This window comes from Telluria sp. ZB4P34 (genome assembly GCF_059686055.1).
On sequence record NZ_JCASIF010000014.1, the window covers coordinates 65222 to 86148 of the forward strand.

General features: G+C 65.7%; 20 protein-coding genes. 7 read left to right on the top strand and 13 right to left on the bottom strand.

Features of this window, described 5'->3' with window-relative positions; translation table 11 throughout:
• Window positions 1-55: 55 nt before the first annotated feature.
• The 3 genes from AC56KL_RS18985 to AC56KL_RS18995 form a co-directional block, all read right to left on the bottom strand.
• Window positions 56-1801 (bottom strand): esterase/lipase family protein, encoded by a 1746-nt coding sequence (locus AC56KL_RS18985; protein ID WP_497181728.1) that lies wholly within the window; start codon window positions 1799-1801, stop codon window positions 56-58.
• A 45-nt stretch (window positions 1802-1846) separates the two neighbouring features.
• Window positions 1847-4597 (bottom strand): type VI secretion system Vgr family protein, encoded by a 2751-nt coding sequence (locus AC56KL_RS18990; protein WP_497181729.1) that lies wholly within the window; start codon window positions 4595-4597, stop codon window positions 1847-1849.
• Between the two features lie 236 nt (window positions 4598-4833).
• Window positions 4834-5946: an HAF repeat-containing protein gene (locus AC56KL_RS18995; RefSeq protein WP_497181730.1), complete on the bottom strand. Its 1113-nt coding sequence runs from the start codon at window positions 5944-5946 to the stop codon at window positions 4834-4836.
• A 92-nt stretch (window positions 5947-6038) separates the two neighbouring features.
• Here AC56KL_RS18995 and AC56KL_RS19000 point away from each other — a divergent pair, with 92 nt between their 5' ends.
• Window positions 6039-6227 (top strand): hypothetical protein, encoded by a 189-nt coding sequence (locus AC56KL_RS19000; protein WP_497181731.1) that lies wholly within the window; start codon window positions 6039-6041, stop codon window positions 6225-6227.
• A 42-nt stretch (window positions 6228-6269) separates the two neighbouring features.
• On the opposite strand, the gene AC56KL_RS19005 is transcribed toward AC56KL_RS19000, so the two are convergent.
• From AC56KL_RS19005 to AC56KL_RS19015, 3 genes are read right to left on the bottom strand one after another with little or no spacing between them, the layout of a single operon-like run.
• Window positions 6270-6668 carry a hypothetical protein gene (locus AC56KL_RS19005; RefSeq protein WP_497181732.1) on the bottom strand — a complete coding sequence of 133 codons (399 nt, stop codon included), beginning with the start codon at window positions 6666-6668 and terminating at the stop codon, window positions 6270-6272.
• Window positions 6656-7174, bottom strand: a complete 519-nt coding sequence (locus AC56KL_RS19010; RefSeq protein ID WP_497181733.1) for a hypothetical protein — start codon at window positions 7172-7174, stop codon at window positions 6656-6658. The genes AC56KL_RS19005 and AC56KL_RS19010 overlap by 13 nt, the downstream gene beginning before the upstream one ends.
• 15 nt (window positions 7175-7189) lie before the next feature.
• On the bottom strand, window positions 7190-7795 hold the full coding sequence (locus AC56KL_RS19015; RefSeq protein WP_497181734.1) for a glutathione S-transferase family protein: 606 nt from the start codon (window positions 7793-7795) through the stop codon (window positions 7190-7192).
• 103 nt (window positions 7796-7898) lie between these two features.
• On the opposite strand from AC56KL_RS19015, the gene AC56KL_RS19020 reads away from it, so the two are divergent.
• Window positions 7899-8792, top strand: a complete 894-nt coding sequence (locus AC56KL_RS19020; RefSeq protein WP_497181735.1) for a LysR family transcriptional regulator — start codon at window positions 7899-7901, stop codon at window positions 8790-8792.
• A 24-nt stretch (window positions 8793-8816) separates the two neighbouring features.
• Here the strand turns inward: AC56KL_RS19020 and AC56KL_RS19025 are convergent, their stop codons facing one another.
• Both AC56KL_RS19025 and AC56KL_RS19030 read right to left on the bottom strand, forming a co-directional pair.
• On the bottom strand, window positions 8817-9128 hold the full coding sequence (locus AC56KL_RS19025; RefSeq protein ID WP_497181736.1) for a hypothetical protein: 312 nt from the start codon (window positions 9126-9128) through the stop codon (window positions 8817-8819).
• Between the two features lie 20 nt (window positions 9129-9148).
• Window positions 9149-10132: an MBL fold metallo-hydrolase gene (locus AC56KL_RS19030; RefSeq protein ID WP_497181737.1), complete on the bottom strand. Its 984-nt coding sequence runs from the start codon at window positions 10130-10132 to the stop codon at window positions 9149-9151.
• A 188-nt stretch (window positions 10133-10320) separates the two neighbouring features.
• Here AC56KL_RS19030 and AC56KL_RS19035 point away from each other — a divergent pair, with 188 nt between their 5' ends.
• Complete coding sequence (locus AC56KL_RS19035) at window positions 10321-10731, top strand: hypothetical protein (RefSeq protein WP_497181738.1); 411 nt, start codon at window positions 10321-10323, stop codon at window positions 10729-10731.
• 25 nt (window positions 10732-10756) lie between these two features.
• Here AC56KL_RS19035 and AC56KL_RS19040 read toward each other — a convergent pair whose 3' ends face one another.
• From AC56KL_RS19040 to AC56KL_RS19055, 4 genes are all read right to left on the bottom strand, one after another.
• The gene (locus AC56KL_RS19040) at window positions 10757-11656 is read right to left on the bottom strand and encodes an NAD(P)/FAD-dependent oxidoreductase (RefSeq protein ID WP_497181739.1); all 900 of its coding nucleotides are present in this window, start codon (window positions 11654-11656) and stop codon (window positions 10757-10759) included.
• Window positions 11637-12113 (bottom strand): RrF2 family transcriptional regulator, encoded by a 477-nt coding sequence (locus AC56KL_RS19045; protein WP_497181740.1) that lies wholly within the window; start codon window positions 12111-12113, stop codon window positions 11637-11639. The genes AC56KL_RS19040 and AC56KL_RS19045 overlap by 20 nt, the downstream gene beginning before the upstream one ends.
• A 120-nt stretch (window positions 12114-12233) precedes the next feature.
• Entirely contained in the window at window positions 12234-12614 is a 381-nt protein-coding gene (locus AC56KL_RS19050; protein ID WP_497181741.1) for a YbaN family protein, read from the bottom strand.
• A gap of 145 nt (window positions 12615-12759) precedes the next feature.
• Complete coding sequence (locus AC56KL_RS19055) at window positions 12760-15021, bottom strand: CHASE domain-containing protein (protein WP_497181742.1); 2262 nt, start codon at window positions 15019-15021, stop codon at window positions 12760-12762.
• Between the two features lie 198 nt (window positions 15022-15219).
• Here AC56KL_RS19055 and AC56KL_RS19060 point away from each other — a divergent pair, with 198 nt between their 5' ends.
• From AC56KL_RS19060 to AC56KL_RS19075, 4 genes are all read left to right on the top strand, one after another.
• On the top strand, window positions 15220-15651 hold the full coding sequence (locus AC56KL_RS19060; RefSeq protein WP_497181743.1) for a hypothetical protein: 432 nt from the start codon (window positions 15220-15222) through the stop codon (window positions 15649-15651).
• A gap of 59 nt (window positions 15652-15710) precedes the next feature.
• Complete coding sequence (locus AC56KL_RS19065; protein WP_497181744.1) at window positions 15711-16331, top strand: LON peptidase substrate-binding domain-containing protein; 621 nt, start codon at window positions 15711-15713, stop codon at window positions 16329-16331.
• Window positions 16332-16340: 9 nt separating this feature from the next.
• Window positions 16341-17108, top strand: a complete 768-nt coding sequence (locus AC56KL_RS19070) for a hypothetical protein (protein ID WP_497181745.1) — start codon at window positions 16341-16343, stop codon at window positions 17106-17108.
• Window positions 17109-17482: 374 nt separating this feature from the next.
• Window positions 17483-19009: a DEAD/DEAH box helicase gene (locus AC56KL_RS19075; protein WP_497181746.1), complete on the top strand. Its 1527-nt coding sequence runs from the start codon at window positions 17483-17485 to the stop codon at window positions 19007-19009.
• Window positions 19010-19127: 118 nt separating this feature from the next.
• Here the strand turns inward: AC56KL_RS19075 and AC56KL_RS19080 are convergent, their stop codons facing one another.
• Complete coding sequence (locus AC56KL_RS19080; RefSeq protein WP_497181747.1) at window positions 19128-20819, bottom strand: histidine kinase famiy protein; 1692 nt, start codon at window positions 20817-20819, stop codon at window positions 19128-19130.
• Between the last annotated feature and the right edge of the window lie 108 nt (window positions 20820-20927).

The following is a 20927-nucleotide window of genomic DNA, read 5'->3' on the forward strand; positions in this document are numbered from 1 at the left end:
CGGCGGCAAGAGGAACAATGTGAAGACGTGTTAATAGGCGCATATAAGTGTCATTTCAGCATTGCCATGTAGCCGTCTGCGCGATGCGCATAATGCTGTACAACGTCGATGCGATTGCCCGAGGATTTTTGTAACTAGCTTGGTGTTCGTAACCGTTTTGGCGGAACACGCCCTTGAACATTCCACTCTTCAGCTGATGGTCGGCAGATTTCGCTGGAACAGTTTGGTCGCCTGGCGCCGAAGGCGGAAGGATAGTGGCATATATCGGCTTGGGTACTTGAAAATCGACAATTTTGAAGGCCTTGCTGTTTAGAGGATCCCATCGGACGAGTTCCACCCGCCCTTGCTTAGTGTCACCAAGGATGGGCCAATCTTGCCATCCCGTCGGGTCAGCGCAGCTCTTGTCGATTTCCCATATGACTTCGCCAAAGCTCCGGCGCGCTTGGTCGGCGCCGTAATGTGCATAACTGTTGGGATGAAACGTCTGATCGATCTGTCGATGGAAGCCCTGGGCCTTGTCGAGATACTCGCACGTCCGCTCGAAAGTGCCGCCGCCTAGTCTTGAAGGCAGTCTAGACGGATTGATCCATTTTTCCAGAAACAGTGAATACCACTTGCCTCGCACCTTGTAGATCTCACTGTATGGATCGCCTTGTTTCGGCCATGCCTCCAGGTCACGTCCATTGTGCGTCACGCGCAACCATCGATTGCCATAGGACGCGGTCGGTAATAACTCCAATCCCCCTGGTGCATTCGCCAGAACTGCTGTCACTTCGTCGCCATAATTGCCGGCCACCTTGGCACCAAGACTGTTTTCTGGGCCAAACATCATGCCGGAATCCTCAAATCCGGCCCTCATGCGCCTGTAGGCGGCTGGGGCACCGATGGCGGGCATAACGCCATGGACGATGCCCAGCACCTTGTCCTGCAGATTTCCGTACTTCGGGTGGACCAGTGCCCGGCCGACCAGCCCACCCATAGAGTGGGTTATGACGATCACTTGGTTGCACTCATAGCCTGACTGGTTGAGATCGTCCATCAGCTGGTTAATGCGCTTGGCGATGATTCTGGCGCTGTCCCCGTTTGATTGCAGCCAGTTGTATCCGAACGCGTAAACAGCAAACCAGCAGCCAGTAGCGATTTTCTTGAGTTCGGCTTCCGTTAATGCCGACTGCGGCAAGCTGGAGTCGCTTCCCCAGACACGAGGATCAATGCCCACGACATCGCCCCATTCCTGCCGCAGCTTACCTTCGGAGAATGTATTGTTGAGGCGTGATTCGAGATGCTGTAACAGCTCTCCATAGCTTTTGAAAAAGACCTCACCCCAGCCTCGCGCTCGGGCCTTTTGTACCGCGCTACGCGGGTTTTTCGCGGTTGGTGGGTCATCTGTTAGCAATGGCGAACGAAAGTTCTCGTCGAGTGTCACATTGCCATGCCGACCATCTCCACTGATGTCCATCGGACCGGCGGGATCATAAATGTCCACCGTGGTTTGCATCGGATCGAGCCTCAGTTGTCGACCTGCTGGACTTTCATTGGACGCACTTCTAATGTTCGTTGGACCAAGAACGTCTGGCCGCCATGCGATGTTGTCCTTTTTGTGCAGCTCTTTTTGCCGCTGCGTGCTCATTCGCAAGTTCGATCCCATGATCCCGGGTAGAAAAACGATCGGCAACACCCGCTTGGGGAGAAACCTGGCGCACTGCAGCTTCTTGTCCTGCTTCGGTGTCGCAAAGCCTTCAGTCTTCCGAGCGGCACCGTCGTTTTGTTTCGCGGGTAACAGGTATTCAGCGGTTGTCATCGTGCCCTTCAGCCTCGTTTATCGTCTTGTCTGCGATTACCGGTGTCAGTCGTCGAGCGCTTCGACGGTGTACTGTCCAAAAGGGATGGCACTCGTAAATCGCTCGGTCCGCCCGCTTGCATCGGTGCGCCCCTCGAACGTGCGCCCGTCCTCTGTCGTAATGCGGTAGCGTTGATTCGTCATCGGCTCGTCTGTTCCAATCCAACGGAGAACGGTTTGCTGATCGTGCGCCAGCTCGCTCTTGGGCAAAGTTAAGCCAGGTGGATTGCCGCCTCCTGGTTTGACATGAGCGAACTTCGACGATTTGATGGTGTGCTCACCACTGCTTTGCTGGGTAATAGTGCCGCCACCAAGATCCACCTGAGCACCTTGCGCGACGAAGCGCAGTTTGGGCGCCTGCAGCACGATTTCGTCGGCTGCCGTCAACACGATGCGTTTGGCAGACGTGACCTCGATGTCGTCACTGTGCGTCTGCATTTCCAGCTTGCCGCTGGCGGCGATGAGTTTTATGCCGAGTTGATGCGCGAACAGGCTGATATTCTCGGATACGCGAGCGAGCAATTTCTTGCCGACGGAAAGCTGGGTATTGCCAATACTGACCATGTCGATATGCGTTTGTGAGCCAATCGCAATGTTGTCCTGGCTCGTCACTGCCACGCCGGCAGGCGCGGACAGTGCCACGACGGGTTGACCCCCGGCGCCCGTGGCGTCGACTTCGGTGTTGCTGCCGGCTTCCCATCGCTTCAGGTGAGCGATCAGTTGACTGAGTTCTTTGTCGTCGGTACCGTCCGCATGATGCGCCGTCGACAGCTCGGACAAGTACTGCTGCACGCCTTGCAGCGCATCCACCAAGCCAATCAATTCATTACGGTCGAGTTGCCTGCCGCTGGCTTGCTGGCGTGCGGCGGCAGTGATGAGTACGCCTTGTGCGCCGCGTACCGCAACAGCGCGATCACTGCGCAACTCGGCCCCTTCGCCTCGCGCCTCGCCCTTACCGTCACTGCGAGGATGAGTGAGCCATCCCAGATTCAGCTCGCTATACCCGTGCTGGGAGGACAGCTGCGCATTGATCTGCCCTGGCGTATCGTCCAGCCGCAGTTGGTTGTAGCGGGTACCGTGCACTTCCTTGCTTTTGATGCCAGCCAGGTACTTGTTTCCGGGTAGTTCCCCAGTATGGCTGAATGAAGGTGGCTTGGTTTTGCCGCCGTAGACCTGCGCCACGATAATGGGCTTGTCAGGGTCTCCACCTAGAAAATCGACGATGACCTCGTCGCCCACACGGGGGAGGGTAATTGTTCCCCAGTGATTGCTGGCCCAGGTGCTAGCAACACGTACCCAAGCGGAATCCAAGTCACTGTCGCTGGCGCCGGCACCTTGCGCATGGCTGTGGTCTTCCGGCTTGGTACTGGGAAAACGCACCTTGACGCGGCCATATTCGTCGCAATGCACTTCTTCGCTGGCCGGGCCCACGACGATTGCGCTTTGCAGTTGGGGACGCGGCAAATCGGCACGGGGGTCGAATGCGGGAACAATCGGAATGCCACGGCGCACGCAAGAGAAGCGATTGGTGTAACGCATGCCGCGCTCTTCGCCGGCTTGCTGTAGAGCGTTGCTGGACGGTCTTTCGTCCCAGCGATTCAGCGCAAACAGGCGCCGCACCTGCTCGTCGACGGTCTTGGGCAGGTTGTTTTCAGCATCAACTTCCATGCGTGTGACGATGAACTCTCGCTCTTTCGGCGGATGCGTGTCGATTTCGTAATGGCCGGTCAGGGCGACCCACTCGCCGACACATAAGGCGCGCACACTGCCTTCGCCATAAAAGCACTTGGATTCGTACTCGTGACGCTTCATGCGCATTTCGCCGAGTTGCCGGTAATCGTCGTGATCCTTCCCAGCATGCGGTACATCGATCAAGTAATCATCGAGGCTGATCGCGAACTGGTTACCCAACTTTCCCTGTTCTATACGGGAGGGCGCGTTACTGGCCATCGGGCGGGCTTGCTTGTAATCCCAGCTTTGGCGCGCGACATTACCCGGTTTGAGTGTGCGCACCGGACTCCATGCGGTAACGGTGTCTGCTTCCTCCGTGCTGCCATCACGGTGATAACGCACGGCGCCGGCGCCATTTTGCGGTAGAGTGTATGCGTCGTCGAATAGCACCAGGGCGTGGGCGGGGATGTTCTGACTTTGCGACTGGCTAGCTTGACCTGGCCGCATGAACCACGCGATGCCACGCCGTTTCCATAACCGTCGCAGAAAGGCGGCGTCGGACTCGTTGTGCTGCATCGTGAATTCTCGAGTGGCATAGCGACCCTTTACATGTGACCAGTCCACGTCAAAGGCTTTGGCCAGCACCGGATTGTTCTGGCGCCACTCACGCAGAATGACTTCGGTGATATCCAGTTCATTGTGATTGCGGAAGACGCGGGTGTTGGTGCGATACTCCATCAGAGCTAACGCATCTCGCACGACCAACTCATAGGTCGCCAGACCGCCATCACTCTGGCCGGCAGCCACTTGCGCGACTATTCCACACACGGCGCGCAGGTCCCCGCGATCCGTCACAAACTGGAGCTCAACCGGCAGTGCGATGAATTCCTTTAAACGCAAATCAGAACGTGTCGATACGCATAGAAGCCGGTATTCCAATCCGCCGCATAGCGTTTCAGTTCCCGCAACGCGTTTGACCAGCAAGACATCGTCTAGCACCTGCTTCTCTTGCGATAGACGCAACCGGATGGGGCGTTTCGCCTCAGATAAGACGGCGAATGCCTGTTTTAAATCCTTCAAGTCCATTGCGAAGCTTCCTGTCAGGGAGTGGCACAATCCCGCTTGGCTGGCTAATGAACGCCATAACGGTGTGGACGACGATCGATAGTAAATCTCGGAGCCAGCGTAACGTTGACATGCTTCAAGTTTTTAGTTGTTGGAGCTACGGTTGCGATTCACCTACCTATTTCGGTTTGCACATCATTGCAAAGAAATAGATTGGCACGACGCACCGCGTTATCGCGCCAATCGAGCTCACTTCATTACTGCTCGCCAGCCTCCACTTTGGCCTCGGCAACCGCATCTGCCTCCTGTTCCGCCTCGATCTGCGCCGCCCCCAACCCATGCGGCCGTTTCAGATCCAGCCGCACCGCATACTGCAGCCCGCCGCGCACCGCGTCCGCCGCGATCTGCCCTGCATCGTTGATCCCCCGCACGAAGCCTATGGTCCAGCCCGACTTGCGGTCGATGAGCGAATTCAAGCTCTCCATCCGCTTGCCCCGGTAGATGTACGGCCCCAGGAAGTCGCTGTTGCCGGCCACGTGGCCGTGGTTGTTGATGGCGTCGGCCGTGCTGAACCGGCCGCCGGGGCTAGGCGGGCGCGGGTCGATGATGCTCGGGCGGCCATGGGTCCAGATGGTGGCCAGCGCCTCGCGGAAGGTGGGCGTCGAGGTGTAGCCGGCCACTTGTCCGCGGTCGTTGATGTCCAGGCCGTAGTTGGGCGTGTTGCCGAAGCTGCCCAGCTGGCGCATCACGCCGCGGCTCCAGACAAAGGCGTAGAACGGGATCTCCGGAAGCAGGAGCTGCCCGGATTCGCCCGTGACCTGGTTGCGGTTGTTGAGCGCTTCCGGCTGGGTGGTCGGGTTCGGGTAGGGCAGGGTGCCGATGTCGCGGTAGGCGCCGCTTGGCGCGCGCAGGTAGCCGCGCGGGTTGCCCGAGGTGGGGTCTGCGACCGGAGCGCTGGTCGCCAGGATGTAGCCGGCATTGTTGATGTCGATTAAGCGGGTGCGCTGCCCGGGAACGCCGGCGATCGGGCGGAAGCTGCCGCGGTAGTACACGTAGCCGCGCAGCTGGCCGCTCGCGGTGGTCACGTTGCCGAGTACCTCGCCCCTGTCGTTGATGGCCACCGCTTGGTTGGAAACGCCGCCCAGCAGGCCAAGGTCGATAGGACCCCTGCCGTAGTTGACGAAGCTGCGGTAGGTGGTAGGGCCGGACGGCGCGTAGCCGACCACGGCGCCGGCCTGGTTGATGGCGGAGGGCTGGCTGCCGGCCGGGCCCACGATCGTGACCCTGTATTCGGCGTAGGGGCCTGCCACCGCGGCCGCCGAGACGGTGAGCGACAGTATGAACAGCGAAAATTGATGACGCGCTTGCATGACGATCTCCAGAAATGGATGACGGTGGGGCACGACGATGGCATCCCCGCCGCCAGGCCAGACCGGCCATCACGGACTTGCTTTAATACGCCATGACAACATTTGCGATAGGACGAAAGCACGTGCTGTCGGTGAGCAATCTTCTTGATGCGCGGGCTTGCGCTGGCAAGCTTGCGCCCATGGATGACCTTACGCCCTTGATCCTCGATGGGTTTGGCGCCGCACAAGGCGTAGGCAAGGAGAGTGGCAGCGCAGGCCGATTCGATCAGCATGCGCTCTGAATGTCATGAAAGAAGCGCCGCCAGACGCAAGTGCGAGAGTGCTTACTGAGTGGTATCGTCCTGGGTACGCTCGACGAACGGAAACGCCCCACGCCTTAGCCACCCGCGCGCAATGCTGAAGGTCCATGACCGTTCCGCTCGCGGATCCGGGGAGGCGGCGTCTTGCCAGGTGATCCCGGCGCGGCCTTGCAGCTGCAGGATGTCGCCGCTGGCGAAGTCCACCATGACGAGGGCCGCGCGCGGTTCCAGCAGCAGGTTGCCCAGGGTGTTGAAGTAGCGGTTGCCCGGATAGTCGGGCACCGTGATCACCCGGCCGTCCAGCTTCAGGAAGCCGGCCTCGCCGCCACGGTGCGAGATGTCGAGGCCGCGTGCTGCTGCCGGCGCCGCGTTGCCGCTGGCACTGGCGACGAACATGGTCGTGCAGGCGGTCACCAGGCGCACCGCCTCCGGCGGCAGGTCGGCGCCGAGGCCGTTACCAGGCCCGGTTCCCGCTCCATGCGATCGAGCTGGCGCACGTGGATGTACTTCGGGCAGTTGCCGAACGACTGGTGCACGTCCACCAGCAGTCCATCGGCGTCCATCTGTCCCACCATGCCGTTTTCCCGGTTGCGCCGCCGGGTGCCCAGGTCGATGCCGAGGATGCCGACCTCCGCGCCCTGGCGCAGGTGCGCGCCGGCCGGATCGCCCGGTGCGGGCAGGGCGTCGATGCGCAGCTGGCCCGGCGCCGGTGAAGACGCGAAGCCGGGTGCGCCGTGCAGCAGCGTGGCCAGCGGCCATCCGGCGTCGTCCGAAACGGCCATGCAGACGAAGGGCAGCAGGGAAAAGAACGTGCGGTGCTGGTCCGGCATCCGGCTGCGGATGGGCGCGCCGGCCGGGCCGCCGCCGGCCAGTTGCTGGGCGCGCAGTTCGCCGGCGTGGAAGGGTGCGGGGATGCGGTAGTCGTCCATGGCGTGGCGGGAAGTTCAGGCCGGCATCGGCAGGAAATCCGGCAGCGACTGGATGCGCCCGATCCAGCTGCGCACATGGGGGTAGGGCTCCAGCGAAACGCCGCCCTCCGGCGCATGCGCTATGTAGGCGTAGCAGGCCAGGTCGGCCAGCGTCGGCTCGGCGGCGGCCAGGAAGTCTTGCGCCGCGAGGCTGGCGTCCATCAGCTGCAGCACCTTGTCCGCCAGCTTGTGCATGAGGTCCGGCGGCATGCCGGTGTCGCCCCAGCGCGCCGTGACGCGCGCCCTTGCCGGGCCGAATGCGATCTCGCCGGCCGCCAGCGACAGCCAGCGCTGTACGTGCGCCGCGCCGACCGGGTCATCCGGCAGCCAGCCGCTATCCGGGGCGTAGCGCCTGGCCAGGTTGACGAGGATGGCATTGCTGTCTGTCAGCAGCAGCGCGCCGTCCTGCAGCACCGGGATCTGGCCAAGCGGATTCATGCGCAGGAACTCGGCGCTCTGGCGTAGCGGCGCCGGCGCATCGACGAAGCGGTAGGGCAGCTTCAGCAGGTGCAGGAACAGTTGCACGCGGTGGGTGTGGCCGGACAGAGCTGTGCCGTAGACGGTGAGGGATTCAGGGACCATGTTCTTGGGATGTGGTGTGGAGGGAGACCCGATCATAGACAGGCTTCCTGCATTGCGGAATCGGGCATAATCGCAATTCTCCCTTTCACTTTTCGCAAGAACGATGGACCGTCTGGATGAATTGCAGGTGTTCCTGGCCGTGTTCGATGCGGGCAGCATGGCGGCGGCGGCGCGCAAGCTGCACCGCTCGCCTTCGGCGGTGACGCGCCTGCTGCTGAGCCTGGAAGAACGGGTCGGCACGCGCCTGTTCGAGCGCAGCACCCGGCGCCTGGCGGCCACCAGCGAAGGGCAGCGCCTGGCCGAGCAGGCGCGCCGCCTGCTGGCCGATTACGACACGGCGGTCCGCGAGCCTGCGGCGGCCGCGCCGCGCGGCCTGCTGCGGGTGACGGCGCCGACGGTCTTCGGACGCCGCCACATGGCGCCCGTGGTCACGCGCTTCCTGATGCGCCATCCGGAGATCCAGGTCGAGCTCGTCCTCAACGACCGCAACCTGGACCTGATCGACAATGGCATCGACCTGGCGCTGCGCATTGGCCCCCTCGACAGCTCGGGCCTGGTGGCGCGCCGGCTGGGCGCGGTGCGGCGCCTGACCGTGGCCAGCCCGGCTTACCTGGAACGCCATGGCGAGCCGGCCACGCCCGAGGAACTGGGCCGGCACCAGCTGATCCTGGGAACCGCGGTACGCGGCTTGCCGGAGTGGCGTTACCGGGCGGACGGACGCGAGAGCGTCGTGCGCTTCACGCCGCGGCTGCAGGTGAACGACGTCGAAGGCGTCCTGAACGCGGCGCGCGTAGGCTTCGGCATCGCCCGCGCCCTGTCCTACCAGGCGGCGCCCGACGTGCTGGCGGGGAGCCTGGCGCCGATCCTGTGCGGGTACGAGCCGGAGCCCTATCCGGTGCAGCTCGTCTTTCCGAGCGCGCGTCACATGGCGCCGCGGGTGCGCGCCTTCGTCGATTTCGCCGTGGACGAATTCGCGCAACTGAAGCTGATTCACTGAGCCCCAAGGCGGCAGGGGCGGGCGCTATTGGCCGCCGCCGGCCTTGCGGCTCCTGAGCCAGTCGCGCCCGCCGGCGTTCAGCGCCCGCGTGATCACCTCTGGCGGCAGGCTGTAGACCGTGGCCCAGGTGGCGCGGCCGTCCGCGCTGTTGGACGGGAAGCTGTCGGTCTCGATCGGCCAGTGGTACTTGCGCTTGAGCGCGCGGACGATGGCGGCCAGGGTGACGCGGCCGCGCAGCGGCTCGGCGCCCAGCTGGTCTTGGTTCGACAGCAGCACGGCCAGCACGGCGCCGCGCACGGTATTCGGTCCGGGGAATAGGGGTGTCGTCTTGGGCATGGCCCGATTGTAGCCCGGCTTCAGGGCAGCAGATACAGGCTGCCGTCCTTCCCGAGTTCGTAGCTCGCCAGGTCGCGCGCCAGCGCCAGCGTGCCCGTGTAGTGTTCGCGCGCCTCGCGCTCGATGTCGTCCAGCGTCAAGGAATTCATGTTGTCCTGGCGACGGTCCTGGTAGCGCGGGCTGAAGTGCGTGAGGATCAGGTTCGGCACCCGCGCCTCCTGCGCCATGCGCGCCACCATTGCCGCCGAGCTGTGCTGCGGTCCTGGTCCCACCTTGTGCAGGATCGCTTCCGTATAGGTGGCCTCGTGCACCAGCAGGTCCGCGGTCGCGGCCTCCTGCGCCAGCAGCCCGGGTGTATCGTTGTCGCCCGCGATGATCACCTTGCGCGACCTGCGCGGCGGCGCCAGGTAGGCTTCGGCCACCACCGTGCGGCCGTCCGGCAGCACGGGGTTGCGCCCCTGCTGGATCTCGCCCCATGCCGGCCCGGACGGAATGCCGCCCAGCCTCAGCCTGTCGATGTCGAGTTTGCGCTCCACCGCCGCCTCAGTGAAGCTGTAGGCGGTCGAGGCGATCCGGTGCGACAGCGCGGTGGCCCGCACCCGCAGGTCGGGCAGGACGTCGGTGTGGGCCAGGTCGTCGATTGCCACCCACGCGATGGGATAGGGCAGGCTCAGCTGCGTCGCCTCCATGATGGACTCGATCATGCCGCGCAGGGGCGGCGGGCCGACGATGGTCATCGGTTCCAAACGGCCCAGCATGCCGGCGCTGGCCAGCAGTCCAGGCAGGCCATAGCAGTGGTCGCCGTGCAGGTGGGTGATGAAGATCGCGCGCAGGCTCATCGGCGACAGCCTGGTGCGCAGCAGCCGGTGCTGCGTGCCCTCCGCGCAATCGACCAGCGACCAGTGCCGGGCGCCGCGCGTGCGGATCGCGATCGCCGTCATGTTGCGCGACCTGGTCGGTGTGCCGGAGGAGGTGCCGAGGAACTGGATTTCCATATCTGCCATTATCCGCAATTGTCGGCAATGCGACGTCAGCTTGAATTCGGCGTCCAAGATGACTAGCGTTTGATCGCGCTCAATAAGTCTCGCCAAGTAGAAAGCCCTGCCTGCACTCTACGCCACTTCCATTGTCTGAACCAAAGGGACGGCCGCCGTGGAGCGGCTGCCATCTTGTTCATTCACGAGGAGATGCCATGCGAACCATGTATCCGCTTCTTGCGGTCGCCTGCCTGCTGGCGGCGCCGCAGGTGTCCGCGCTGCAGTGCAGCCTCCAGGGCCAGGTGAGTATCGTCGCGCAACGCAGTCCCACCGGGGCGGCCGGCAGCTTCATTGCCACCGGCGCCGAGCTCGTCGACGAAGTCGAGGGTAGCTACCGCCTGTCGAACGGTCACTGGCTCACGCTGATGGACCTCGACCAGCAGATCTATGCCGTGTTCGACAAGCGCCGCCGTGTCCAGCTGGAGGAGGTCGGTCCCCACCAGTTCGCGTCGCGCGAAGGCGACGTGCAGATGGCCTGGATGCCCGAAGGGCGCGCCGACACCATCCTGCTGAGCTATCCGGCCGACAGCAGGGGGCGGCTCAAGCGCAGCTGTTCCCGCGGATAGCGCTCGGCCGGCGCCCGTCTGAACTTTAGCCGAAGATCAGCGAACGGTGCGCGCCGATACCGGCCATGGCGCCGTCGGCCACGGCCATGGCGACGTTGCCGGCCGCGCGTGTAGCGTCGCCGCCCGCGAAGACGCCCGGCACCGTGGTCTGTTTCGTCATGTCGGTGCGGATGAAGGGGCCCAGCGGGCCGTCGTCGAAGGCGCAGCCGAGGTGCTCTGCGATGGGGCTGCTCATGTGCATGCGGCCGTAGGTGAACAGGCCGGCATGCGGGATGTGGCGGCCGTCGGCGAGCACGACAGTGGCTTCATCGACGATGCGCACGACTGGCGTATCGATCGCCACCACGCCGCGCTGCGCCATGGCGGCACGCTGTTCCGCGTCCGGCGCGTAGCGGCCATTGGTGAACAGGGTCACGCTGCCCCAGTCGGGCAGCAGCATCGCCTGGTGGAAGGCCAGCTCGTCGTTGGCGAGGATGCCGATCGCGCCCTGCTGCAGTTCGTAGCCGTGACAATACGGGCAGTGGAACACGCTGCGGCCCCAGCGTTCGGCCAGGCCCTCGATCGGCGGCAGCTCGTCGCGCACGCCGGTGGCCAGCACCAGGCGGCGGCCGCGCACCTGCCCGGCGCCGTCGAGCTCGACGGTGAAGCCATTCCCGTCGCCGTCGGGGCGGGCGTCCAGGGCGCTGCCCTCGTGCCACTGCACGGTGGGGTAGGCGGCCACGTCCTCGCGGCCGGCCTGGGCGATGGCGGCGGCCATGCGGCCATCGTTGCCGAGAAAGCCGTGCGACTCGGCGGCGAAGCGGTTGCGGCGCCGCCCGGCGTCCACCACCAGTATCCGGCGCCGGGCCCTGGCCAGTTGCAGGGCGGCGGACAGGCCGGCGTAACTGCCGCCGATGACGATGGCGTCAAACTGGGTCGTGCTCATGATCGAACCTCGTATGGGGATGAAGGCGCTTGTATTCCGCGAAACGCCGGTTGAAGTCGGCCGACAGGTCGGCCAGCGAGACCTGGCCGAGCTGGCGGAGGAGGAGGGCCTCGGCCTCGTCGAAGGCCTGGCCCAGCGACGCGTTGACTGCCTGTTCGACCAGGCATGCCGTTTTCTCGCTGCGGTTGCCCATCGCGAACAAGGGCGGAGCGCCCACGGCATCGTAGATGTCCTTCAGCGTCACCGCCGCAAGATCGCAGGTGATGCTCCAGCCGCCGCCGTGGCCGCGGTTCGAGCTGATGTAGCCGCGCTCGCGCAGGCCGGCCAGGACCCGGCGCACCAGTACGGGGTTGGTGTCGAGGAAGCGGGCCATTTCTTCCGAGGTCATCGGGCGGTCGCTGTGGGCCAGGTGCAGGAGCACGTGGAGTACGGAGGATAGTTTGCTGTCGCGTCTCATGTAACTAATGATAGTACAAATTTGGGCGCGGCGCAGGCTGAAGCGAAAATTGTCGCGCGGCTGTTCTTGTGCTGGTCGAACGCGTGGGCAGGAAACCTGCCCACCCTACGGGAGCTTGCTTCAGGTTTTACTTGAACGGTCGAGGCGGAGCGTCGGCAGGAAGCGCCACAGGTAGAGGCTGACGCAGGCCCCCGTCAGCGCCAGCAGCGCCGGCACGGTCGGCTCGTCGAAGCGGCGCATTACCAGCAGCAGCGAGATCCACAGCATCGCCGTGGCGACGATCTTGGCTTTCAGGGGGATGCCGCGGCCGGCTTCGAAGTTGCGCAGGTAGTCGCCGAAGACAGGGTGCGACAGCAGCCAGCGGTGCAGGCGCTCCGAGCCGCGCGCGAAGCACCAGGAGGCCAGCAGCAGGAAGGGCGTGGTCGGCAGCAGGGGCAGGAAGATGCCGAGGATGCCCAGCACGACTGCCAGCGTACCTGCCACGTTGTAGAGCAGTTTCATGCCGCCACTCTAGCACGCGTCATGACGGCAGGGGCAAGCGCATAATGTTGAAATAATATTTCACCACGTGGGTAACAATGAAACATTGTTTCATTCCTGGCTTCGCGCGCACAATTGCGCGGCCATTGCTTCCGAGGATGTCGACTTAACGTAGCATCGCCGCTGCCCCGCCGCGCGCCGCCGAGGCCGCCGTCGCCACGTGCCGCGGCAGATAGATCGTCACCGTGGTCCCTTTGCCCGGCTCGCTTGCCAGGCGGATGTCGCCGCCGCTCTGGCGCGCGAAACCGTGCGCCATCGACAGGCCCAGGCCCGTGCCCTTGCCCTCGGGCTTGGTGGTGAAGAAGGGTTCGAAGGCGCGCTCCATCACGTCCTGCGGCATGCCGTGGCCGCTGTCGCACACCGCCACCGTCACGTAGTCGCCCGGCGCCAGCTCGCCATCGTGCTCCACGTGGACATTGCTCAGTTCCAGCACGATGTCCCCGCTTCCCTCCATGGCGTCGCGCGCATTGATCACCAGGTTGAGCAGCACGTTCTCGAGCTGGTTCGGGTCGACCAGGATGGGCCACAGGTCCGGCGGCACGCGCTTGTCGAGCGTGATCCCGTCGCCCGCGGCGCGCTGCACCAGGCTGTCCATGCGCTCGATCAACCCGTCCACATGCACTTCCTGGGGGTGCAGCGGCTGGCGCCGGGCAAAGGCGAGCAGCTGGCCGGCCAGCTTCGAGCCGCGCTCGACCGCGTCGAGGATGCTGAGCAGGCGCTTGCGGTGGCTGCTGTCGGCGCGCAGGATCAGCTGCACGTTGGCGCTGATGATGTGCAGGATGTTGTTGAAGTCGTGCGCCACGCCGCCGGTGAGCTTGCCCACCGCTTCCAGCTTCTGCGACCGGGCCAGCGCCTGGCGCGCTTCCACCAGCCGTTCCTGGCGCTGCTGCTCGCGCGTTTCCGTTTCCTTGCGCTGGCTGATGTCGCGCACGAAGGCCGTGGCGCCGAAGCCGTCGCCCACCGCCAGCTTGGCCACCGTGACTTCGGCCGCCACCTGCCGTCCGTCGCGGTCGAGCACGCGCAGTTCGGTCGGCGCGCCCAGCATGGCGCAGTCGCCGCTGCGCGCATAGGCCGCGAAGGCGGCGCGGAAGCCCGCGCGCCGTTCTTCCGGCAGCAGTTCCCCGGCGTCGCGGCCGATCGCCTCACCCACGCTCCAGCCGAACAGCCGGGTGGCCTGCGCGTTCCAGTCGGTGATGCGGCCGTGGGCGTCCAGCGCCAGGAAGGCATCGGGCGCGTTCTCGAGGATCACCTGGATGCGCTTCTGCTCGGCGGCGACCTGGTCGTGCGACTGGCGCAGCTCGAGCGTCATGCCGTGCGCCAGCTGCAGCGCGCGGCGCCGTTCGCTGGCCAGCAGCCATACCACCAGGCTCAGCAGGAAGCTCAGGCTCAGGCCGGTGATCGCGACCAGGCGCGGGCGCGTCGTGTCGAGGCTGTTTTCGAGGGCGGCGCTGGAGCGCATGCTGATGGTCCAGGTGCGCCCGCCCGGGACGATCTGGGCGCTCGCGCGCAGGCGCGCCCGGTGCGCCGTGGCATTGGGCGAGCGGTACAGCAGGCTGGCGCCGTCGGCCGGCTCGCCGTCGTGGATCTCGATATCGAGGTCGGTCGAATGGGCGCCGCCCAGGCCGCGCATCAGGTCGACCAGGCGGAAGGGCGCGTACACCCAGCCGACGATGGCCTCGCGGCGCTGCTCGACGGTGCCGGTCAGCGCGCCGGCGCGGTACACCGGCAGGTACATCAGCGCGCCGGCCCGCCGGGCGGACGCGTTTTCCTGGACCAGCACCACCTTGCCGCTCAGGGCCGCCAGGCCGGTGTCGCGCGCGCGCTCCATCGCGGCGCGGCGCACCGGCTCGCTGTACATGTCGAAGCCGAAGGCGCGCAGGTTGCGCCCGACGAAGGGCTCGATATGGGTAATCGCCGTATAGGGGTCGCGCGGCCCGGCCGGATGGATCGCATAGTCGGGATGGCCCCAGGCCCGCACGGCCGCCTCGTGGGCGGCGCGGCGCTCGCCCGGCACGATCGAGGCGATGCCCAGCGCTTCCATGCCGGGAAAGGACTGGTCCAGGCGCAGCACCCGGTAATATTCTTCCCATGCACTCCGGTCGAGCTCGACGGACCCGCGCAGGAAGCCGCGCGCGCCGCGCAGCACCTGCTGGTACACGGCCATGCGCCGGACGATGCTGAACACCATGTCGCGGGTGCGATAGTCGAAGGTCTCGAGCAGCTGCGATTCGGCGGTGCGCTTGGCGCTGGTCCATGCGCCGAAGGTCACCAGGGACGTGATGACGAACACCAGCGTGGCCAGCAACAGCGGCAGGCGGCGGGAACCGGGCAGGGGAATGCGGCTGGGCTGGGCAGGGGACTGCGGCATCTCGTCGTACGCGCGGAGGGCGTCATGGAGCAGGTTGATCGGAAACGCGCGGAAGGAGGTAGGATACGCATCCTTGTTCTGTTGAGGCGCACGCCAGTTTGCGCGTTTGGCAACAGCATTATCGTTGAAAATTGATGTAATGCAACATTTTCACACTTTCTCACCCGTCCTGCATGGCGCCCCTGCGCGCCGGTCCGCATGAGCCTTCCGCCCCTGCTGCGCAGGCACTGGCCGCTCGCGATGCTGGCGGCCGCGCCGCTATTGCTGCTGCTGTGGAGCATGCTGGCGCCCGTGCGCGGGCCCAGCCACGAGCTGCTGCTGGAAGTGCGCGGGGGCCCGGATGCACCGACCGGCGTGCGCCTGACCCTGGGCGTGCAGGACGTGCTGCTGTTGCGCAACGTGAGCGCCGCGCCGCTCGTGTTCGGACCGGTGCAGCTGGCGCCGGGCGGCGAATTCCGCCTGCCGTTCGAGGCTGCGGGCGAGCAGGATATTCCCTGTCCGGCGCTGCCGGGCGGCGCGCTGCGGGTGCGTGTGGTGCCGATGCCGGACCCGGGCTGGGACAGGCTGCGCTGGCGCCTGGACAATCTTTCGCACGCCATCCGGACCATGCCGCTGCAGGGCCCGGAATAGGCCGGCCAGCCGCCCCAATCGTGCTCCCGTTCCGCCTGTGATTCTGTCATCATGGGATCATGTCGACGATTTCCATGCCCTTGTTCCCGCTCAGTACGGTATTGTTTCCGGACGGGGTGCTGCCGCTGCAGGTGTTCGAGGCCCGCTACCTCGACATGGTCAGCCGCTGCCTCACGGACGACGCGCCGTTCGGGGTGGTGCTGCTCACGCACGGGCACGAAGTGCGCCAGCCGGACGCCGGGCCGGAGCGCTTCGCCGCTGCCGGCACCATGGCGTCGGTCACCGAACTCACCACCACCTCTCCCGGCGTCCTGCAGGTGCTGTGCCGCGGCGGGGCGCGCTTCACGGTGGTCACTGCCGAACAGCGCCTGAACGGGCTGTGGATGGCCGAGGCCGAACTGGTCGAGGGCGACCACGACGTCAAGGTGCCGTCCGAACTGCAGGGCGCGTCCGACGCGCTCGACCGCGTCCTGTCCTCGCTGAACGACGTACCGCGCCACCGCTGGCCGGTGCAGCCGCCGTTCCGCCTCGACGACTGCGGCTGGGTGGCGAACCGCTGGTGCGAACTGCTGCCGCTGCCTAACCAGCAGAAACACCATATGCTCATGCTCGACAACCCCGTGATTCGCCTGGAACTGCTGCACGACGTCCTCGACGAACACGGATTGATCACTTCCTGATGTGCTGGCATGAAATTCTCGGACGACCTCCTGATCGCGTACATCAACGGTGAGCTGGCGGAGCCGGCCCGCGCCGCGGTCGAGCGCGCCATGGGCGCCGACCCGGTGCTGGCCGCCCGCATCGCCCAGCATCGCCGCGAGAGCGGACGCTCAGCCAGCCGCTCGCACATGTTCAGCGTCTCGGCCAACGGCCACGACGGCGGCGGGCGCCACCAGCGGACACTGCCGCCCGGCGGGGCCAAGGTGGTCCACCTCGACGCCGTGCGCCCGGGACGCAGCGCGCCGCCGCCTCCATTGCCCCAGCCGGCCCGCTCCGGCTGGACCCCGCGCCACTGGCTGGCCGTCGGCGCCGCGCTCGCGCTCGGCGCGGTCGGCGGCGTGTTCGGCTGGCAGGCCCTGCGGCTAGAACCCGGCCTGGCGGTCATCGACGCCGTCGACGGCGCCCTGGTGGCGCGCGGACGCCTGGTCGAGGCCCTGGGCGGCCAGCTGGCCAGTCCCGGCCCTTCGGAAACCGGGGTGCGCATCGGCGTCACCTTCGTCTCGAAAGACGGCAGCTACTGCCGCAGCTTCGTGGTCGACACCACGGCCGGCCTGGCCTGCCGCGGAGGCGGGCGCTGGACCATCCCGGTGCTGGCCCAGCCGCAGGCGGGCACCGCCTGGCTCGACGGCGCGGCGCTGCCGCCGGCAGTGCAGGCCGCCATCGACGCCCGCATCGTCGGGGCCACCCTCGACCCGGCGGCCGAGCGGGCGGCCCAGCAGCGCGGGTGGACGCCTTGAATTGGATTTTGCGGTGTCAAATGTAGGGTGGTCGGCTCTGCCGACCGCGCGTTCAAATCACGTTAAAGGCACGCGCAACGGTTTGCTTGGGTCCGTCGAACGCGTGGTCGGCGTAGCCGACCACCCTACGAAATCAGCACCTTATATACAGTGCCGGCGATTTAAGGTATCGTGTAGCCCGCAAAAGTGCCTCTATGTCTGCCCGGCCGTGCCCCGTTGGGCCGGCGCCTTCGCAACAAGTGCGGTCCGCTGATCGGCCCGCCGTCCCATCTGGAAGCTTCCCGTGCTGGGCGAATGGGCCTCATAGGCCGGGCCGCGTAGGCCGTGCCCGCAGGCGCAGCCTGAGAGCTAACGAAATACTGTCCAACAAGAATATGTCTGATATCCAGAATACTCCCGTGAGCGCCGATTCCGACGACATCACCCTGACCGCACCGGTCGAGCAGGTGAAGGCCGACGAGGCGCCGACCGTGCGCTTTACCGACCTCGGCCTGGCGCCGGAAATCCTGCGTGCGCTGACCGACCAGGGCTACGAGCATCCGACCCCGATCCAGGCCAAGGCGATCCCGCTGGTGCTGCAGGGCCGCGACGTCATGGGCGCCGCCCAGACCGGTACCGGCAAGACCGCCGGCTTCTCGCTGCCGATCATCCAGCTGCTGCTGGCGCACGCCAACAGCAGCATGTCGCCGGCGCGCCACCCTGTACGCGCCCTGGTGCTGACCCCGACCCGCGAGCTGGCGGTGCAGGTGGCCGACAACGTCAAGGCCTACGCCAAGCACACGCCGCTGCGCTCCACCGTCGTGTTCGGCGGCATGGACATGAAGGGCCAGACCACCATCCTGAAGGGCGGCGTCGAGATCGTCATCGCCACCCCGGGCCGTCTGCTCGACCACATCGAGCAGAAGAACCTGAGCCTGGGCCAGGTGCAGATGCTGGTCATGGACGAAGCCGACCGCATGCTCGACATGGGCTTCCTGCCGGACCTGCAGCGCATCATCAACCTGCTGCCGAAGCAGCGCCAGAACCTGATGTTCTCGGCCACTTTCTCGCCGGAAATCAAGAAGCTGGCCAACAGCTTCCTGAGCAAGCCGGTGCTGATCGAAGTGGCGCGCAGCAACGCCACCGCCGACCGGGTCACGCAGATCGTGTACAAGGTCGACGAGGAACTCAAGCGCGACGTGGTCGAGCACATCATCCGCGAGCGCAAGCTGAAGCAGGTGATCGTGTTCTCCAACACCAAGATCGGCGCCTCGCGCCTGTCGACCCACCTCGAGAAGAAGGGCATCAAGGCCTCGGCCATCCACGGCGACAAGACCCAGCAGGAGCGCATGGCCGCCCTCGAGGCCTTCAAGCAGGGGTCGATCGAAGTGCTGGTGGCGACCGACGTGGCCGCGCGCGGCCTCGACATCTCGGACCTGCCCTGCGTGATCAACTACGACCTGCCCTACAACGCCGAGGACTACGTGCACCGCATCGGCCGCACCGGCCGCGCCGGCGCCTCGGGCGACGCGCTGTCGGTGTTCTCGGACAAGGACGAGCGCCTGCTGCTTGACATCGAAAAGCTGATCAAGCAGACCGTCCCGCGCGGCGAGCTGCCGGGCTTCGTGGCGCCGTCCAGCCGTCCGCGCGAGAGCGGCCGTCCGGAATTCGCCCGCGACGGCGAACGCCGCGGACGCCGCGACGAGGCCGCGCCGCGCGGCGGCGAGCGAAGCGAACGTCCGCCGCGCAGCAGCGGCTACAGCCCGACGCCGCGCCGCGAGAAGGTCGATCCGTGGTTCCTCAAGCCTTATGAGCCGTCGAGCGCGGCGCGCCGCGAAACCGTGACGCCGACGGCGTCGCAGGCCAAGCCGGGCAAGCAGAAGCTGGCGTTCCTGCTCGGCGGCGGTCCTCGCGGTAATTGAAGTTGTAGGGTGGTCGGCTATGCCGACCGCGCGTTCAGCAAGTGCATGATACGTGGCTGAGCAACCGTTAGTTGAACGCGCGGTCGGCCAAGCCGACCACCCTACGAAATGCGATCAATCAAGCCGCCCGGCGCGCATGCAACGCCGCATGCACCCGATCCAGCAGATCCTGGTGCTGGTAGGGCTTGGCCAGCACCTCCAATGATTTTTCGCGCATCCCGCGCGCTGGCAGTTCGTCCATGTAGCCGGTGGTCACCAGCACCGGCATCTCCGGCCGCCGGGCGTGCACCTGGTCGATCAGCTGCAGCCCGTTCATCCCGCCCGGCATGATCACGTCGGTGAACAGCAGGTCCACCGCTTCCCGGGCCAAGAGTTCCAGCGCGCGTTCGCCGCTGGGCGCCGACAGCACGTCGTAGTCGGCCGCCGCCAGCATGGCTTCGGCCAGTTCGCGCACGTCTTCGTTGTCTTCCACCACCAGGATGCGGCACTTGCGGCCCGCTTCGCGCGCCTTGGAATCGGCGTCGGTGCCGCCGTCCTCGTGCGCCGACTGCCGGGCCACCGGGAAGATCATGCGCACCTGGGTGCCGCGTCCCGGCTCGCTCTCGATGTCGAGCCGGCCCTGCGACTGCTGCACGAAGCCATGCACCATCGCCAGGCCCAGCCCCGTGCCCAGGCCCTTGGTGGTGAAGAAGGGCTCGGTGGCGCGCTTGAGCACGTCCTGCGGCATGCCTTCACCCTCGTCGTTGACGCAGATGGCCACGTACTCACCCGGCGGCAGCCGGTTGGCGATACGCCGGTCCTCGGCGAGCACGGCCGTGCCCACCGTGACCACGCCGCCCCGCGGCATGGCGTCGCGCGCATTGATGACGACGTTGAGCAAGGCCATCTCGAGGTAGGTCGGGTCGATCGAGCAGGAGGGCAGGCCGGGACGCAGGTCGAGCCGCAGTTCCACCTCGTCGCCCAGGGTGCGCACCAGCATGTCGGAAAAATCCACGACCAGGGAATTCAGGCTCACGCGCTTCTGTTCGAGGCGCTGTTTGCGCGCAAAGCTGAGCAGCTGCTGGGTGAGTTTGCCGGCCTGCATGGTGGCGCGCTGGGCGCGGCGGATCGGTTCGGCCGCGGCCGGCAGCTTCGTCGCCGTGAGCAGGGCCAGGTCGAGGTTGCCGTTGATGACCTGCAGCAGGTTGTTGAAGTCGTGCGCCATGCCGGCCGACAGCTGGCCGATCGCCTCCATCTTCTGCGCCTGCAAATTCGATTCGAGCATGCTGCGGCGCTCGGTGATGTCCATCTGGGAGGCGAAGTAATACAGCAGCTTGCCTTGCTGGTCGAAGATCGGACCGATGAACAAGGCGTTCCAGAAGGGCTCGCCGTTGGCCTTGTAGTTCACGAGGTCGACCGATACCGCGCGCTGCTCGGACAGCGCATTGCGCACTTCTGCGACCGTGCTGCGGTCGGTGTCGGGCCCCTGCAGGAATCGGCAGTTGCGGCCGATGACCTCGCTTTCTTCGTAGCCGGTCAGGTCGAAGAAGGCGCCGTTGGCGAACACGATCGGATTGTCGTCGAGGTTGGGATCGGTAATCACCATCGGCATGCGCGTCATCTCGACGGCGGCGAAGAAGATGTTGCCGCGCTCATCGAGGCCGCCGTGGCCGATGTAGCTGGCTTGCCAGTGGTTAACGCCCGCGTTTCCGGTGGGGGAGACGGCATTGCCATCGACCTCGCCGACGGCCTGCACGCCCATGCTCTGGCCGCCGCCCTGCACGTCGAGGGGGCGCTGTAGGTTGTCTTCCTTGTCCGATCCTGTGGCCATCGTGAATCCCGAAGAGGCGCCGACATGCGGCGGCAGTATGCGGCAAGGCTGCAGCCGCGCCGCAAGCTGACCGGTCGCACTGGCGGCCGGTCTGGGTTCACTCTATCC